Source organism: Aporhodopirellula sallentina SM41, from assembly GCF_000346505.1.
GTDB classification, from domain to species: domain Bacteria; phylum Planctomycetota; class Planctomycetia; order Pirellulales; family Pirellulaceae; genus Rhodopirellula; species Rhodopirellula sallentina.
The window spans coordinates 48,103-64,115 of sequence record NZ_ANOH01000228.1; the positions used below are offsets into that span (position 1 = coordinate 48,103).

Here is a 16,013-nt window from a genome sequence, read left to right on the forward strand (position 1 = left end):
CCCTCCGTCCGAAATGACCGACCGCCAATCCCGCCGCGGTTTCACCCTCGTCGAACTGCTAGTTGTCATCGCAATCATCGCTGTTCTCGTCGGCCTTCTTCTCCCGGCGGTCCAAGCCGCTCGCGAAGCAGCCCGACGGATGAGCTGCAGCAACAACGTCAAGCAACTCGGCTTGGCGCTTCACAACTACCATTCCGCCTACCAACAACTGCCACGGCAACTGGGCGGCACCAACGGCCACTTCGACAAAGGTAGCACGGGCGGAAACAGCCTTCGCCGATACGCTCCAGGCAACAACGGCGGCGAACTGTCGGCGTTGGTCGGTTTGACCCCGTTCTTCGAGCAACAAGCGTTGTGGGAACAAATCTCCAACCCGTATCAAGTCCACGAAGGTACCGGTGCCGGAAACATCTACCAAGCGATGGGTCCATGGCCAAACCGAACTCTGATCGAATCGGTCAACGCAGCGAGCGGAATGTATGACCCTTGGGTAACAGAAATCCCAACCTTGCGTTGCCCTAGTGATCCAGGCGTCGGTCTGCCCGCACAAGGCCGCAGTAACTACGGCGTTTGCATGGGCGATTCCATCGACCAAACAATCGGCAACAAATATCACCCATACAACGGTTCGATGTACGCCAGCACGACGACGCTGACCAAAATTCAAGCTGCCACTCGCGGTATGTTCCAACCGGAGATCGACAACCGATTCCGTGACATTTTGGACGGCTTGTCGAACACGGTAGCGATGGGCGAGTTTGTCACCGACAACGGCGACAAGAACATTCGCACCACCGGCGTCAAAGGCGTCTCGGTCAAAACAATCGGTGGGGTTCGTGGCTGCGAAGGCTACATCGATCCAGAACGTCCTCTCTACTGGGATGACTCGACGTCGATCCTTAACTCCGGGAACGTGGAATGGCGACGCGGGATGCGATGGGCTTCCGGGTACGCGATCTTCACCGGCATGTTCACAATCCTGCCGCCCAACCGCGAAATCTGCTACTCGTCCGGTTACGTGCAAGGCGACGGGATCCTCACTCCTAGCAGCAACCACCAAGGTGGCTGCCACGTCTTGATGGGCGATGGTGCGGTTCGATTCATCACCGATTCGATCGACTCAGGCGATCTCAATCGTGCGATGGTTACCGTCAGCAGCACCAACGGTGACTCGACATTGTCGGTTCCTGGTTCAGCAAGCCCCTATGGGTTGTGGGGATCACTCGGAACTCGCGCAAGTCGTGAAGTCATCTCCGAAGAGTTTTAGTCACACCACGACCTGTCGGTTGCATTCACGTCACAAGGTGGCATAGCCTCCTTCACGGAAATCGGTCGCACCGACTTCGTCGTCTTTCAACTATTCAGTGCCAACCGACATAATCGGTTGGCGCTGTTTTCCTTTTTCCAAGAGATTTTGTCAAATGAAATACGTCATCACCTCCTTCCTGTTCATCGCATGCTTCAGCGCCATCGGTTGCCAAGAATCGGGACCTGAGCTTGCCTACGACTCAACCGATGTCGAACAGTACCTCGAGGCTCACCCAGAGCTCAAAGAAGAGCAACCATACCACGAGCCATCGAGTGACGAGTAGGGAACCGGCCGCTATCGGCCTTCCCTTCGGATAGACACCTATCACGCCGCACGAGTAACCATTCCATTCACCGGATTCCCAGTTCGGCGATTTCGTCGAGCTGTTTGCGAGCGCTGCGAAGACTCGCTCCTGCAAATTTGTCTTTCCAGCTTTGACGGTTTTCTCGTCCTGCCCGCTGGACATGATAAAACGCCCACAGGGACACACCGATCCCAACACATCCAACGATTAGAGATGGGATCAGTGAATTGGGATGCATAATTTGGTCAAATCCGGCGGCGATTCCCGTTGGAATCCACATTAGCCACCACGGGAACCCGATCAGCGGACTCAGACGCAAGTAAATGCTTTGCACGTCCGAAACTCTTCCCTGTACCATTTCAATGGGCTGGAAATAGTCGATTCGTTTTATTCGGACCATGACGGCGATTGCGGCAGCGATCACGGCAACGCCGTAAACGTGCAGGATCACCCCAGAGACCAACCGGTGCGGGACATCCACATTCCGTGTCCAGCAAAACGCCCCCAAGACGATCAGCGTAACGCCGAGGAAGATCTGGAACATCTGCCACGCAAACAATGGCCGCAGCGACGCCTGGACTTGGCTCATCAAGTTGCGACGATCCAACAACATCCGCGCCGCCGGTCCCGACTGCTCGCCAGATCGCGCCTCGGAAATCGCTTCGCGCGAGGGCCGAGACAGATCGGCGTCTAACGTGACCGCCATTGAGACTTCGCCAGAGTTCGCAATCGACTGCAGATCCGACTTCACATCACTGGCGGCCTGATATCGAAAACGGGGTTCCTTTTCGAGCGACCGCAAGACGACTTCGTCCAAACGAACGTCTATCGACACCTTCTTCGACGGCGGTGCAAACCGTCCCAACGGTACCTCACCCGTCAACAGCTCATAGAAGACAACTCCCAGCGAATAGATATCTGCGCGGTGGTCGACGTTGTGAACGCCATCGTACTGCTCCGGAGCCATGTAACGCGGGGTCCCCATGACCTGATTAGTTGCCGTCAAAGGTGAAGTCTGATCGGCGTTGCCAATGATCCGAGATAACCCAAAGTCGACAATCTTCACCTCGCCGTTTCGGTTTAAAAGGATATTCTCCGGTTTGATGTCTCGATGGATCACGCCTTGATCGTGAGCGTACTGCAGTGCATCGCAAAGCTGCGGCACGATGGCTAGAGCTTGCTTGGGCGACAGTTCACCGGACTGGACAACATTTCGCAGCGTTGTTCCGTCGACGTGTTCCATGAAAAAGTAATACGCTTCACCGATATTCCCGAATTCATACACCGAAACGATGTTGGGATGATTCAGTTTCGCGAGCGCCCGAGCCTCGCGTGTGAACCTCAGTGAAAACCGAGCGTCGTGATGAAACTCTTCCGGCAGCAATTTCAACGCGACGTCGCGATCGAGCCCCGGTTGTCTGGCCCGATAAACCGCGCCCATCCCTCCGGCACCGAGCAACTCGATCACCTGCAGACTCGGAAACAACTTTGCGACTCGGTCGACCGAAGGTGGTGCAAACGGCAAAGCGGACCGTTTCTCCGCCGCGAATGCATCCTCAACAACACCGGCGTGCTCCGGGAAACGAACGTTGTACTCCTCCTGCGATGGCGACTCGCCCTTTTGCTTTCGATAATCAAGATCCAACGCGATAAGCTCCGCCAGCAAGAGCTCTCGTTGGCCTCCATTGTCCACGTCGGCGATTAACGACTCGATCGCAATCGGTTCGCCTGACTGCCACGCGGTTTCAAATCGCTCGCAGTGGTCATCGATCTGTTGCAGGATCGCGACCGGTAGGTTTTTCTGACGAATGTTCATCGCTGGCGTTCATTTCCTGTTGGCATTTTTGTCGGATCAGGTGCAGACGACGTTCAACCGTCCGTTCCGAACACCCAAAACGCTCGGCCATTTCCGCGTTCGAGTATCCCTCTAACTTGGCACCCGCCAAATCTCGAAGCTGCCCGACACCCAAATGAGAAAAAAAATTCTCGATCGTTTCTTGGGTCATCAACACCATCTCGGGTGAGGGTTCGTTCCCGATCACTTCCATGAAACGATCATCGGCGTCATTTGTCGCTTGAAGCGAGCTAACGTCCACGTTTCCCCCGCGTCGAACGCGTTGGTCACGTCGGTGTTTGTCCACCACCTTGCGGGCGGCCATCCGCAACAGCAGATGCCACAGGTCATCCCGATCGGCCAAGTCGGGAAAACGTCCTTGCTGAGCGGCGTCATAAAAACTATCGAAAACGCTCAGGGCGACGTCTTCTTCATCGCTAACCGCACGATTCTGTCCCTGCATCCGGCGTCGAACTGACCGTACCAGTCGGTCGAAATAGTGCTGCCAAATTTGATCGGCTGCGCGCGAGTCGCCCACTTTGACCTGTTCGATCCAGTGAGTCACGCCATTCGTTTTTGCCATTTTCGCAGACACCTTCAGGACGAAACGCCCCTCCTCGAACATCGTCACGCAGCAAATTGGATCATCCGATCCAACGGCAGTCGGGCAGAAGGGCACCGGAGCACATTGTTTGTGTTTGGCGGGACCACGTGATTCCGAAATACCGGATTCTAGCCTATCTGGCGACAACGACTGTACCGCGGATACGTTCGAGTGTTCTCGTATTCCGACGCAGCTTGGATTTCGGGTAGGGGGTAGTTGATATTGTCAAAGAGCCTGCTGCGTAGGGATCTTTAACAAGATCCACTGCCGGAGAAGAGAGCTAGCGTAGATGACTAATGAGCCTCGTCGACATGAGTGAGTGGCTTGCGATACGTATCCATCCGTTCCATCGCCGCTGCCTCATATTTTCTTTGAAGTTGCCATAGCGGACGTTTGAGAGTTACTTCCCATTCGAAGAGTTTCCTAAACATATCCCGCACACGTTCCGGATGCACCGCCGCCAAATCATTTACCTCCGAAATGTCATCGGGCAGGTAATACAATTCGGCAGGCCGGTCTGGGTAGCGAAGCAGTTTCCAATCGCCGTCGCGGATGGCCCCCCGAGCCTCTTTCTTCCAAAACAAAGTTTGGTGCGGTCGGTCTTGCGTTTCGCCGGTCACATACGGCCGCAGATCAACACCATCAATCGAGGTGAGCGACTCAACCTCTCCTCCTGCGGCGGCCACAAAGGTTGGCAAGAGATCGAGCGTGCTGATCGGATGTTTGAAGACCGATCCCGCAGACGCGACGCCCGGCCACCGCATCAAGAATGGGACGCGGATGCCGCCTTCGAGATGGTTCGCCTTGGTGCCGCTGAGCGGATCATTGTTCGAAGCGTTGCTATCGGTGGGACCGCCGTTGTCATTGGTGAAAACAACAATCGTGTTTTCCTCGAGCCCCAACTCGGCCAACGCATCGAACACGCGACCACAAGCTCGATCCATCGACAATGTCATGGCGGCCAAAGTTCTGCGTTTGCCGTTGAGTTCAGGGAATTTCGCGAGATCATTTTTCTCCGCCTGCATCGGACTGTGAACGGCATTGAAGGACAGCATCACGAAAAACGGGCTGGCTTGGTTCCGGCGAAGGAACGCAATCGTTTCGTCAGCAAACGCGTCGGTTAAGTATTGATCCGATTCGGCAAAGCTGTTCAACCCGCGTTCGAGACGATCTTCCTTGCGTGGGTTTCGATTCTTTGGACCGAACGCGAAGTAGCTCCTCGCTCCCCCACGAAAACCGTAGAACTCATCGAAACCACGATGCAACGGATGAAAACGCTCTGCGTTCCCTTGGTGCCACTTGCCGATCAGTGCCGTGCGATAGCCGAGCTTCTTCAATCGATCGGCTACGGTCGTTTGATCCAACGGCAGCCCCATTTCATCATCCGGCAAGCATGAATCGCTCATGTAGCCGGGAACATTATTCTCCTCATAACCAAACCGTTGTTGATAGCGGCCCGTCAGAATTCCGGCACGCGAAGGGCCACAAACCGCAGCGGTCACGTAAGCTTGCTCGAAACGCATGCTCTGCTCCGAGAACTGATCTAAATGTGGCGTCCGGATTACCTTGCTGCCGTGAAAACCGAAGTCGGCATACCCCGCGTCATCCGCAACGATCAATACGATGTTCGGTTTTGCCACCGTGTACACCGGAGAAAGGCAACACGCAACAAACGCGATAATGGCGGCCAGCAAACACTGCGAGGACTTGCCAAGAGGTAGATCGAGATAGTGAAGCATGGGCTAGTAGTGACTCTGATGAAGAAGGCGTTGGTGGGGCGACGCAATAAGAGCATAAGACATTGTGGACACTCCCACACGTCCGCGCGAAAGCCGCGACGCGAACGCGAGTTCAGAACCACGCACGAGAACTCATGGCCGAATGGCGTCGACGCAGTCTATAGGGCAACACGAACCTGCGAGTCGATTCACGGCGTCATCGGCCCAGGTTGTTTTCGGCCAAGGTTTGCCTTCGCAATCGGGAGTGATGACGACGACAAATTCTAGTCATACGCCCGGCAGGATGCTCGAACTCGCTGGCATGCTCGTTCTCACCCGCGTGGGAATACGCGAGAGAGGTTTGCCGAACCGCGGGTCAGCGAATGAGCTTTCTGAACCTACGTAGCGTTGATCTTCTAGGCTGACGCTTCGGTGCTGCTGGAGAGAAGAGAACGGTTTACCTGCAACCGGCTCGCCGTCGTGAAGATAGCCCGTTCCAACTGCTTGCTATCTGTCATGTTTTTGGAGACGAATTCCATCGCTCCCGCCTGCAAACATCGCTGACGGATCTCGGTCGAGTCATCACCGGAAACCGCAATGACGCCGACCTGTTCTTGGGTGAGTTGCGTGATCGCGGCGAGAGTTTCCTCCACGGGCGAATCAGGCAAATTGAGATCGAGCAAGATCACGGTTGGAGAATGGGGCCCGACCGGGTGCTCATCCAACAATCGCAATAAACCTGCCAAGGTCGGCGAATGCAAAAGATCAACGGAATGATTCGAGCGGTCCAAAACCCGCTGGGCGACGGCGACGTCCGTTGGGTTATCCTCAACGACCATCACGGTAATCCGGCAATCATCCTGCGAGAAAGAGTGGTCACACAACAGTTCTAAAACCTCCTCATCGCTCTGCGGACGATCCTCTCGTTCGTATTGCAGAAGGATTTGCAACAGTTCAGTGACGCGTGGGGAGAAGCCGAACTGCGACAGGTCTCGCGTACGACGTTCGACCAAGAGCAAATGCAAACGCTCTCGCAGGGATCCTCCCTCGAGATAGCACTTCCCGGTCAAGAGAAAGAACAGCAAACTGCCGAGGCTGTAGTAGTCCGACCGATAGTCGACCTTGCCTTCTCGGTCGAGCTGCTCAGGCGCGGCATAGCCGATCGTTCCGTAGGTGCTTGAGTCCCCGAGATCGAACGAATCGAATTCACACAACGTTCCCGACGGTCGGCAGATGCCCACATCCATCAGTTTGTAACGTCCCGAGTCCAACCGCATCACGTTGCTCGGTTTGATGTCACGATGGACCACGCCACGATCGTGCATGTGATGCATCGCCCGAGCGACTTGATGAACGGATTCCAGTGCGGTTGCTTCGTCGAACGGTCCGTTTCGTTTTACGATACGAAAGAGGTTATCACCGTTTAGCAGTTCCATCGCGATGTAATGAAACCCGTCCGCGTCCCCGACTTCATATGCGGTCACGAGGTTTGGGTGAGCCAACTCCTGCAGGACAGACATCTCGCGGCGAATGAACAGTAGATGTCGCCCGAGGTTTTGAAACAGTTTGAGCGCGACTTCTTCGTTTCGATCTCGATCGAACGCTCGATAGACCGTCCCCATTCCTCCGCTTCCCAGTTCGGTTAGCAGCGTGTAGCGGCCGACTCGCAAACGACGTTCAGCATTGTCGGCGATGCAATCGGCTTGGAACCCCGTTAACTTTCCATACAGAACACACCGCTGCAGTCCCAGTTCCAGGTTGGGAGCGTCGTTCAAAATTGACGTGATGACTTCGCACTCACTACGCGAAAACACTCCCGTATCGATCAACCTGACCAACATGGACGTGGGGTGCATACGGTCGCTGCGAGGACTGCAATCCGGATCAACCAATAGCAGCGAACTCTCGTCAGTGTTGCCGCTGGAAAAACCAGTCAGATGGCAACCTTCTCCAGAGGATGTCGCTTCTTCCAAACCCTCACTGGGCTGCGAACCGACATCGAGCACACGGGCGTCATTGATCTCCTGCTGCGTCGCGGTTTGCTGCACGTGGTCAGGTGGCAGATGGTCTTGCTGCAGATGGTTTTGCCGCGCGCTATCGGCCTGCTCGGAAGCCGACTGTCGCAACCGATACCACAACCAAAAGCAAATCAACGCGATCAAGATGCGAAACCATGGCACGGCCTGATGCCAGTACGCCTGAGCAATACTATCGACGGTCAGCGAGATCACGCCCGTCAACGCGAGGACACGCTGCTCACGATCTCGGAAGATCCCTCCCAAGAGCACGAGCAGAATTCCGTTGGTCGCTAGCAGCGGCAAATCGAATCTTAGGTCGAAACCAACCAACGCGACGATGACAAACAGGCCCAACCAGCGAGGATGTCGACTACCGTCGCGCGATGTTCCCCGCATCATCTGATCCACGTCCCCGATACCCCCACAGTTGACGCCTCAACGAATAAAACGCATTGATAAAAACACAAAAGCACACGTTTACATACGAACAGCATACCCTCCGCTTGGGTGGATGCAATACGCTCGTTTCACATTTCAAGGTGAAACCTCTGCACAAATGTATGCTGAGCTGGCGGTCTGCGACAGCTTCATTCTCGCGTAGCGACACTCACCAAGAGTATCGCGAAGGCTCGTGATTCACCGAAAGTCTTGGCTACTTTTCGCTACGGGTTTGGCGCAGATTAATGGCGGTAGTCATCCACGAACAACAGAGCAACCCGACGTCGGGGAAGTTCGGCGAGCCATCGATGCAAACGAAAAAACGCACATTCACAGGACGCACGCACTTGCACGCAGAGAAGGACACCACTCGAATCGGCGTTGTGCAACTGGGGATGCAACAAAGCTGCGCCGCATGCGGGGCAGGAGAAGCCCCGAGCATGGCCAGAATTCAACTGTCTAGGCAGACGCCTCAGCCATGAGGTTTTCGATCGAGGCGACGTAGTGAGCCAGAAACTCGCGAGAGTCCGCCACACTGAACGCCTTCGGATCACATCGCAAACAGATCTTCAGCACGCGGCGATACGTGAAGACCGAGATCGTAAGGCGTGTCCCATGACGCATCGGCGGTACACCGTTGATGTCGGTCATCCGCAAGTTACCCGCCTTCAACATTCCCTTTTCGCTCGGGAAGGAAACACTGAATCGCTTCGTCGGGTCACCGGTGTTCGATACGATCGCGGTGGCCAAGCGGCGGTGGCCGGCAAAGCCTCGCTTCAGCCAAGTGGGCAGTTTGACTAGGAACGCCATCACATTCATGAACGGTGTTTTGTGACGCGTGTGCTTCAGTTTCAGCAGTTCCTGTGACAACGAATCGATCAACTCAGGCGAGTCGACGCATTCGCTTCTTGGCCGGCGAATCAAGGCATAAGTGACTAAGTTTGCGGCGGTCGTCAAACGGGTGTCGGCTTCTCGCAGATCCATCGGCATCATGATGCAGAACTGGCCGCCACGCCGGTCGCCTTGATCAGTGTTCCAACTGTTGAGCGAAACGAGCAGTTGTTGAATCAGCAACTCATTGGTCGATTGTCCGCGGGCTTCGGCGACATGCCGCAGTTGTTTGAACCGTTTCTTATCGAATTCGAAATCACACAGCCCGGGAAACAGCGGTTCGGGTTCTGCGTTCGGTTGCCCTTCCGCCTGCACGGCTGGCCAACTTTTTTGCTTCGACTTTGGAGCGAGCGATCGCATTGTTTGGATCGCGAGTTTGTACGCTTCTGATCGATCGAACTCGATCTTGCCATCGTCTCGCCGATAACGCTCGATATTATACGATGCTTTGACTCGCATCCTCAGTTGCAACGGATCAAACTCGGGCAACGGCGTCTCAATCGGTTCACCCACGAGGTCGGCGTAATGCCACAACCAGTCGCCGAGCATCTGATACGCACCGATACCGTCACACGTCGCATGATGGAATTGCGTGGTGACGACGCAGCGGTCGTCTGCGGTACGAATCCAAACTCGCAGACCGACCTCTGATCGCAAATCGATGAACTCACCGCGAGGCAACTCCAGAGGTTCACCGATCTCTCCCCAAGAGATTTTGACTTCCGGATCCGGCGCCGCTACCCAGCAATCGCGATTGCCTTTGGCAGGTTTGACAATCGCCTGCAACAACGGATGACGCTGCAGTGCTAAGCCGAGTGCCTGAGTGATTGCGTCGCGATCGACCTTACCGTCGAACTCCATTTTGACGACGAACGTCATCGGAAAATCCGCGCGATCGTCCCATAACATGTATTCTTCGAACGGAGTCAGGTATAGTGGGAACAGTCGAGGCGAACGTGCCGGGGCGGCGACCTGAGGGGCTTCTAATGTGGACATGAAAACGCTCCCGCAATCATGCGGCGAGGTAATGAAATGTTTCTGCGGATCAAACGAAGCGGAACGCTGCTACACGCTTTGCCCGATTGAGCGAACGCGCAGGCTTGCCCGCGGATGTCATGCCCCTCCCAACGCGAAAAGCCCGCCTGACGCGAAAAGGTAACCCGCGATGGATTACCACCCCTCGAAAATAGTCAGATCGATCCCAGATTTACGGGTTTTAGGATGGTTTTTAGGATTCCTTTGACAACGGTGACGTTTTTTCGGGAAATTCGACGTGTCCTCACGCTGTGGGTCCTGACGACGCCGGTGATCGGCGTGGCTGCGGAATTTGAGCAGGCAGAGTCGCTCGAAAAGGCGGGAGCACTCGAGCATGTAGAGTCGCTCGAACAGGTGGAGTCCTTCATCAACCAGTACTGCATGGATTGCCACAATCAGGCGGATGCGATCGCGGACCTCGACCTGGAATCGGTGCCGTTGTCGGACGTCGATTGGGAGTCAGACAACGACGCAGTAGACTCGCACGCCGCCGGAGCCTTTTCGGAAAACTCGGCTTCACTCGCGAAATGGGAAACCACCCTCAAACGCATCGCGTCGCGGCAAATGCCTCCGGCAGACGCGGACCGCCCGTCGATCGACGAATACCAAAATATCACCGAACAACTCGGGCGTATCCTTGACGCAAGAGCCGCCGAGGCGCCGCGGATTCCGCCGGTCGATTCGCTGCGAAGACTGACACGTACCGAGTATCAAAACAGCGTCCGCGATCTGCTCGGTGTGGAAGTCGACATTACATCTTGGTTGCCCAAGGATGAATCGAGCGGTGGCTTTGACAACATCACCGTGGGCGATTTGTCCCCGTCGCTCATGAGCCGTTATCTCACCGCCGCGGAACAGATCAGCCGCATCGCAGTCGGGCGGCCGGCCGGTGTTCCGATGGGAATCAACGTTCGGTTGCCTGCCGACTTGACTCAGGAACGTCACATCGCCGGGCTTCCTCTCGGCACTCGCGGCGGAACCAATATCCGGCACACGTTCGCGGAGTCGGGGATTTATGAAATCGCGGTACGATTGACTCGCGATCGTGATGAAATGATCGAAGGTTTGTACCGGCCTCACGATCTCGACGTGTTGATCGATCGCAAACCTACTCACCGCTGGACGCTCGTTCCGACCAAAGGCAACCGCGACGATACTCTGATCGACGCGAACCTCAACGTCCGAGTGCCGATCACCGCGGGACCTCACGACATCGCGGTCGCCTTCGTCAGCCAAGGCGACTCGCTGCTGGAAATCAAACGGCAACCTTTTGATTCCGCGTACAACCGACACCGACATCCGAGACAACAGCCCGCGTTGTTTGAAGTTTCAATCGTTGGCCCATTATCGGTCGACGAAGATTTCGACGAGGCGCGCAACCGAAACACTATCGACACGCCGAGTCGCCGACGCATCTTTGCCACTCGCCCGGAATCATCCGACACCGCAGACCAACTCGCCGCGGCCGACTCCATCCTTCGCGGTTTGACGCGAATTGCGTTTCGTCGCGACGTGACTGACGATGACGTGCGAACGGCGATGACATTCTTTGAGGACGCGATCGATCCGAACCAAGACAGCGAACTGAGTTGGCAGAATCGTTTCGAACTGGGAATCGAACGCGCGATCGCGTCCATCTTGGTAAACCCGAACTTCTTGTTCCACGTCGAGCGACCAGTTGATCCCGATACGGAAACAGAAGTTATTCGGATCAGCGACTTCGAACTCGCCTCGCGACTCGCGGCGTTTCTTTGGAGCAGCCTGCCTGACGACCGACTACTGAACCTCGCGTCGTCGGGAAAACTATCCGATCCGAACGTCTTACGTGATGAAGTCGACCGGATGCTGTCCGATTCGCGTTCACGAAGTCTCGTCGATCACTTCGCCTCGCAGTGGTTGTATCTCAAAAATCTCGATGCGATCACGCCGGACCTGCGACTGTTCCCTGACTTCGATGAAAACCTCCGCCGCGCCTTCCGTGGTGAGACGGCGTCAATGTTCGCACACGTTCTCGAAACCGACGCGAGCCTGTTGACGTTAATCGATTGCGACTACACGTTTCTCAACGAGCGATTGGCTCGGCACTACGACATTCCCGGCGTCCTGGGTGATCAATTTCGTAAAGTCGACCTCGCCCCCGGTTCTCATCGTGGTGGGATTTTGCGTCACGGCAGCATCCTGTCGGTTACCTCGTATGCCACTCGCACCTCGCCGACGATCCGCGGGAACTGGATTCTCGAAAACATCGTCGGGACGCCACCGCCACCTCCTCCGCCCGACGTCCCCACGCTGAAAGAGAAATCGAATATCACGCCGGCGACGTTCCGCGAACGTTTGGCACTGCATCGCGAAAATGAATCCTGCGCGTCGTGCCATGCGTTGATCGACCCGGTCGGATTCTCGCTCGATCATTATGATGCAGTCGGTCGTTGGAGAACGTATGATGGAGAGCATCCGATCGACGCTTCGGGAACACTGCCTGATGGAACGGAAGTCAACGGTGTCGAAGATCTCGAGTCAAGCTTGCTTGAAAACCCAGAGATGTTCGTCAGTTGCTTCACTGAAAAACTGATGACGTTTGCTCTCGGTCGGTTCGTCACTCACGACGACGCGTCAGCAGTTCGCGAGATCGTCCGGGACGCGAGAGAAGACGACTTTCGGATCTCGGCGATTATTCAATCGGTCGTTGCCAGCCGACCGTTTCAGTATCGCTCCCGCCTATAACCCCGCCCCTGCAATTCATCCCTTCTGTATCCAATCCCCTCTGTGATCAAAGGCCCGCCCATGTTTCTGCAAAAGAAATCATTACCCCGTCGAACCATGTTGCGAGGCCTGGGAACCACAATCGCGTTACCGCTGCTAGACGCAATGGTGCCAACGCTGACGGCGGAAGATCAAACGCCCGCGGCGAGCGACAACCTTCGGCGAATCGGTTACATCTACACACCGATGGGATACAACCCGGCCGAATGGAAACCGAAAGACGACACGCTCAACGATTTGCCATCGAGTCTCTCGCCGCTCGAGTCGGTCAAAGATCAACTATGCGTGATCACCGGGATGGATTTGCAGAACGCATACCCCGGGTCTCACGCGACGTCCAACGCGGCGTTCCTAAGTGCCGCACAAGCCAAACTGACCGAGAGCAGCGACTATTACCTCGGCACCACTGTCGACCAAATCGCGGCGAAGCAATTCGGGCACCAAACCCAACTGCCCTCGCTCGAACTGGCGATGGACCTTTTGTCGACCGTCGGCCAATGTGACAACGGATACGCGTGCGTCTATCAAAACAACCTGTCATGGTCCTCTCCGACAACGCCACTGCCGTCGGAAGCACATCCACGGATCGTGTTTGAACAACTCTTTGGCGAAGGAGGCACGCCGCTGCAACGCAGCGAAGCGATGCGCCGCAGAGCGAGCCTTCTCGACAGCGTCGCGGTCGAGATCAAACGACTCAAACAACAACTCGGCGGAGGCGACCGCAACAAGATCGACCAATACGTCGAAAGCATTCGCGAAGTCGAACGTCGAATTGATCGCTCGATGGCGACCGCCAAAGAGAACCCGTTGCCGGACCTCGATCGTCCCGTCGGCGTTCCGGTGGCTTATGCGGATCACGCACGTTTGATGTTTGACCTGCAGTTGCTCGCCTTCCAGGGCGACATAACCCGAATCGTCACTTTCCAACTCGCACGCGAAGCCAGCACGCGAACTTATCCAGAAATCGGCGTTCCCGACCCACACCATCCGGTCACGCACCACGGTGGGAACCCAGCCAAACTCGCCAAGATCGCAAAAATCAATCAGTTCCACGTTTCGCTGTTCGCCGAATTCCTCGAGAAGATGAACTCAATCCCGGAAGGCAACGGAACGCTGCTTGATCACTCGCTGTATATGTACGGCAGTGGCATGGGCGATCCCGACGCACACGACCACAAAGACCTGCCGATCTTGGTCGCCGGTGGAGCCGCCGGCAACATGCAAGGCGGACGTCATCTTCGTTACGAGAAACCCGAACCGCTGTCCAACCTCCATTTGACGTTGCTCAACAAAGTCGGCGTGCCGCTCGAGCAATTCGCCGATAGCACCGGACAAGTCGACGCGTTATTCGGGGTTTAATCCATGTACGGTTGGAACATCTTCGCGCCTCGACGCGCCAGCCTCGCTATCGCTTTGGCCGTATTTACGGTGACAACGATTTCAGACTCACCGAACTGCGCTGCGAAATCTCCGGCGTTTCATTTGGTTGACGCCGTCGAGCGTCAAGACTGGACGCTTTCAGATGCAATACTCGACTCATCATCAGACGTCAGCGACCTGTTGCAGCAGTCTCAACCGGACGGCATGACGCCGCTTCACTGGGCCGTTGTTCACGAAAACGCAAAATACACGCGTCGGCTTCTCGTCGAAGGCGCAGACCCGAATGCGGTCACGTACTTTGACGTCACTCCACTATCGATCGCGTGCCGCAGCGGGAATGTCGAAATCTCAAAAGCACTGCTCACGCACGGCGCCGATCCGGACGCGAGACTTCCGGGCAAGATGACGGCATTGATGCTCGCCTCGCGGGGCGGCAACGTGGAATTGTGTCGCCTCCTGATCGAACATGATGCCGACGTGGAAGCGACCGAACGTGCCGGCCAATCGTCGTTGATGTTTGCCGCCGCCGAAGGCCATGCCGACGTGATCAACCTGCTGCTCGATAACGATGCGAAACTCGATCGGACGCTCTCGTCCGGCTTCTCTGCGATCTGTTTCGCCGCACGGCAAGGCCGGATCGAGGCCACGATGACACTGCTCGAACGCGGTGCAGACGTGAACACGACCATGGCCCCCAAACGCACCAACGGACGCAACCCACGCAAAGGGATGACACCGTTGATGTTGGCGGTTGAGAGCGCCCACTACGAACTCGCAATGAAATTGATTCACCGCGGCGCGGATCCCAACCGCGAGTCCAGCGAGTATGCACCGCTGCATGCGTTGTGCTGGGTACGCCGTCCCGGCAAAGGAGACAACCCTGCCGGCGACCCCGCACCGCGAGGCAGCGGCGGGCTTTCCTCACTCAATTTCGTTCGACAGATCGTCGACGCTGGTGCGGATGTGAACCTACAACTTCGCCGAGGAAAGGCGGCCAAGGGGCTGATCAACCCTCGAGGAGCAACGCCGTTTCTATTGGCCGCGCAGCGAGTCGATCTACCGCTTATGAGACTGCTCTTGGAATTGGGAGCCGACCCGCACCTGGCCAACGCAGACGGCGTGAATGCGTTGATGGCCGCCGCCGGCATCGGCACCGATCACGTCGGCGAGCACGCAGGAACGCCCGAAGAGGTTGATGAGGCAGTCCGCATGCTTGTCGACTTGGGCTTGGACATCAACGCGGTCGCTAAAAACGGAGAAACCGCGATGCACGGCGCGGCCTATCGCTGTTTCCCACAAACGATCCGCCTCGTTGCTCAACTCGGCGCCAAACAAGAGGCCTGGGATCATAAGAACAAATACGGGTGGACCCCGATGGATATCGCCAAAGGCTATCGACCGGGATCTTTCAAACCTGATCCCGCCACCATCGATGCGTTACAAGAAGTCAGCCACTAAGGGTGCGTCACGATCGAGAAAGAGGGTTCATCGGCGTAGCGCACGCCGCCAAGACTTTCGGTGATTGACGAGCTCTGCCGAAACTCTTGGCGAGTTCCGCTACCCTAACATTAGGCTTTGACGCACCACGCTGAGTCAGCGCATGCAAAGTCACAGCATGCTGAAATCTCGGCACGGAAATCGCACTCTGTCCGACCTGCTACGCGAACGAGATATCAAGACCGCGATTAGGTTTTGTGGATCCGGTTTCGTTCGTTGACA

10 protein-coding genes are annotated in these 16,013 nt (G+C 56.2%); 5 read left to right on the plus strand and 5 right to left on the minus strand.

Going from position 1 to position 16,013, the window contains the following annotated elements:
- Positions 1-13 precede the first annotated feature (13 nt).
- Positions 14-1,267 carry a DUF1559 domain-containing protein gene (locus tag RSSM_RS15720; RefSeq protein WP_008680621.1) on the plus strand — a complete coding sequence of 418 codons (1,254 nt, stop codon included), beginning with the start codon at positions 14-16 and terminating at the stop codon, positions 1,265-1,267.
- Positions 1,268-1,421: 154 nt separating this feature from the next.
- Positions 1,422-1,592: a hypothetical protein gene (locus RSSM_RS34140; protein WP_008680623.1), complete on the plus strand. Its 171-nt coding sequence runs from the start codon at positions 1,422-1,424 to the stop codon at positions 1,590-1,592.
- A gap of 67 nt (positions 1,593-1,659) precedes the next feature.
- Here the strand turns inward: RSSM_RS34140 and RSSM_RS15725 are convergent, their stop codons facing one another.
- From RSSM_RS15725 to RSSM_RS15745, 5 genes are all read right to left on the minus strand, one after another.
- On the minus strand, positions 1,660-3,429 hold the full coding sequence (locus RSSM_RS15725; protein WP_236621173.1) for a serine/threonine protein kinase: 1,770 nt from the start codon (positions 3,427-3,429) through the stop codon (positions 1,660-1,662).
- Positions 3,377-4,030 carry a sigma-70 family RNA polymerase sigma factor gene (locus RSSM_RS15730; RefSeq protein WP_236621174.1) on the minus strand — a complete coding sequence of 218 codons (654 nt, stop codon included), beginning with the start codon at positions 4,028-4,030 and terminating at the stop codon, positions 3,377-3,379. The genes RSSM_RS15725 and RSSM_RS15730 overlap by 53 nt, the downstream gene beginning before the upstream one ends.
- A gap of 314 nt (positions 4,031-4,344) precedes the next feature.
- Complete coding sequence (locus tag RSSM_RS15735; RefSeq protein ID WP_008680628.1) at positions 4,345-5,790, minus strand: sulfatase; 1,446 nt, start codon at positions 5,788-5,790, stop codon at positions 4,345-4,347.
- A gap of 395 nt (positions 5,791-6,185) precedes the next feature.
- The gene (locus tag RSSM_RS15740) at positions 6,186-8,186 is read right to left on the minus strand and encodes a protein kinase domain-containing protein (protein ID WP_044302709.1); all 2,001 of its coding nucleotides are present in this window, start codon (positions 8,184-8,186) and stop codon (positions 6,186-6,188) included.
- A 498-nt stretch (positions 8,187-8,684) separates the two neighbouring features.
- The gene (locus tag RSSM_RS15745) at positions 8,685-10,112 is read right to left on the minus strand and encodes a condensation domain protein (RefSeq protein WP_008680637.1); all 1,428 of its coding nucleotides are present in this window, start codon (positions 10,110-10,112) and stop codon (positions 8,685-8,687) included.
- A 252-nt stretch (positions 10,113-10,364) separates the two neighbouring features.
- Between RSSM_RS15745 and RSSM_RS15750 the strand changes: the two genes are divergently transcribed.
- The 3 genes from RSSM_RS15750 to RSSM_RS15760 all read left to right on the plus strand — a co-directional run bounded on the left by RSSM_RS15750 (position 10,365) and on the right by RSSM_RS15760 (position 15,752).
- Entirely contained in the window at positions 10,365-12,875 is a 2,511-nt protein-coding gene (locus tag RSSM_RS15750) for a DUF1592 domain-containing protein (RefSeq protein ID WP_236621175.1), read from the plus strand.
- 60 nt (positions 12,876-12,935) lie between these two features.
- Positions 12,936-14,273 carry a DUF1552 domain-containing protein gene (locus RSSM_RS15755; protein ID WP_008680648.1) on the plus strand — a complete coding sequence of 446 codons (1,338 nt, stop codon included), beginning with the start codon at positions 12,936-12,938 and terminating at the stop codon, positions 14,271-14,273.
- A 69-nt stretch (positions 14,274-14,342) separates the two neighbouring features.
- Positions 14,343-15,752 (plus strand): ankyrin repeat domain-containing protein, encoded by a 1,410-nt coding sequence (locus RSSM_RS15760; protein ID WP_236621176.1) that lies wholly within the window; start codon positions 14,343-14,345, stop codon positions 15,750-15,752.
- The last annotated feature ends 261 nt before the right edge of the window (positions 15,753-16,013 follow it).

Excerpts from the sequence above, each read along its gene's own strand:
- RSSM_RS15720 (WP_008680621.1), top strand. The coding sequence starts at position 14 with ATGACCGACCGCCAATCCCGCCGCGGTTTCACCCTCGTCGAACTGCTA.
- RSSM_RS34140 (WP_008680623.1), top strand. The coding sequence starts at position 1,422 with ATGAAATACGTCATCACCTCCTTCCTGTTCATCGCATGCTTCAGCGCC.
- RSSM_RS15725 (WP_236621173.1), bottom strand. The coding sequence starts at position 3,429 with ATGAACATTCGTCAGAAAAACCTACCGGTCGCGATCCTGCAACAGATC.
- RSSM_RS15730 (WP_236621174.1), bottom strand. The coding sequence starts at position 4,030 with ATGGCAAAAACGAATGGCGTGACTCACTGGATCGAACAGGTCAAAGTG.
- RSSM_RS15735 (WP_008680628.1), bottom strand. The coding sequence starts at position 5,790 with ATGCTTCACTATCTCGATCTACCTCTTGGCAAGTCCTCGCAGTGTTTG.
- RSSM_RS15740 (WP_044302709.1), bottom strand. The coding sequence starts at position 8,186 with ATGATGCGGGGAACATCGCGCGACGGTAGTCGACATCCTCGCTGGTTG.
- RSSM_RS15745 (WP_008680637.1), bottom strand. The coding sequence starts at position 10,112 with ATGTCCACATTAGAAGCCCCTCAGGTCGCCGCCCCGGCACGTTCGCCT.
- RSSM_RS15755 (WP_008680648.1), top strand. The coding sequence starts at position 12,936 with ATGTTTCTGCAAAAGAAATCATTACCCCGTCGAACCATGTTGCGAGGC.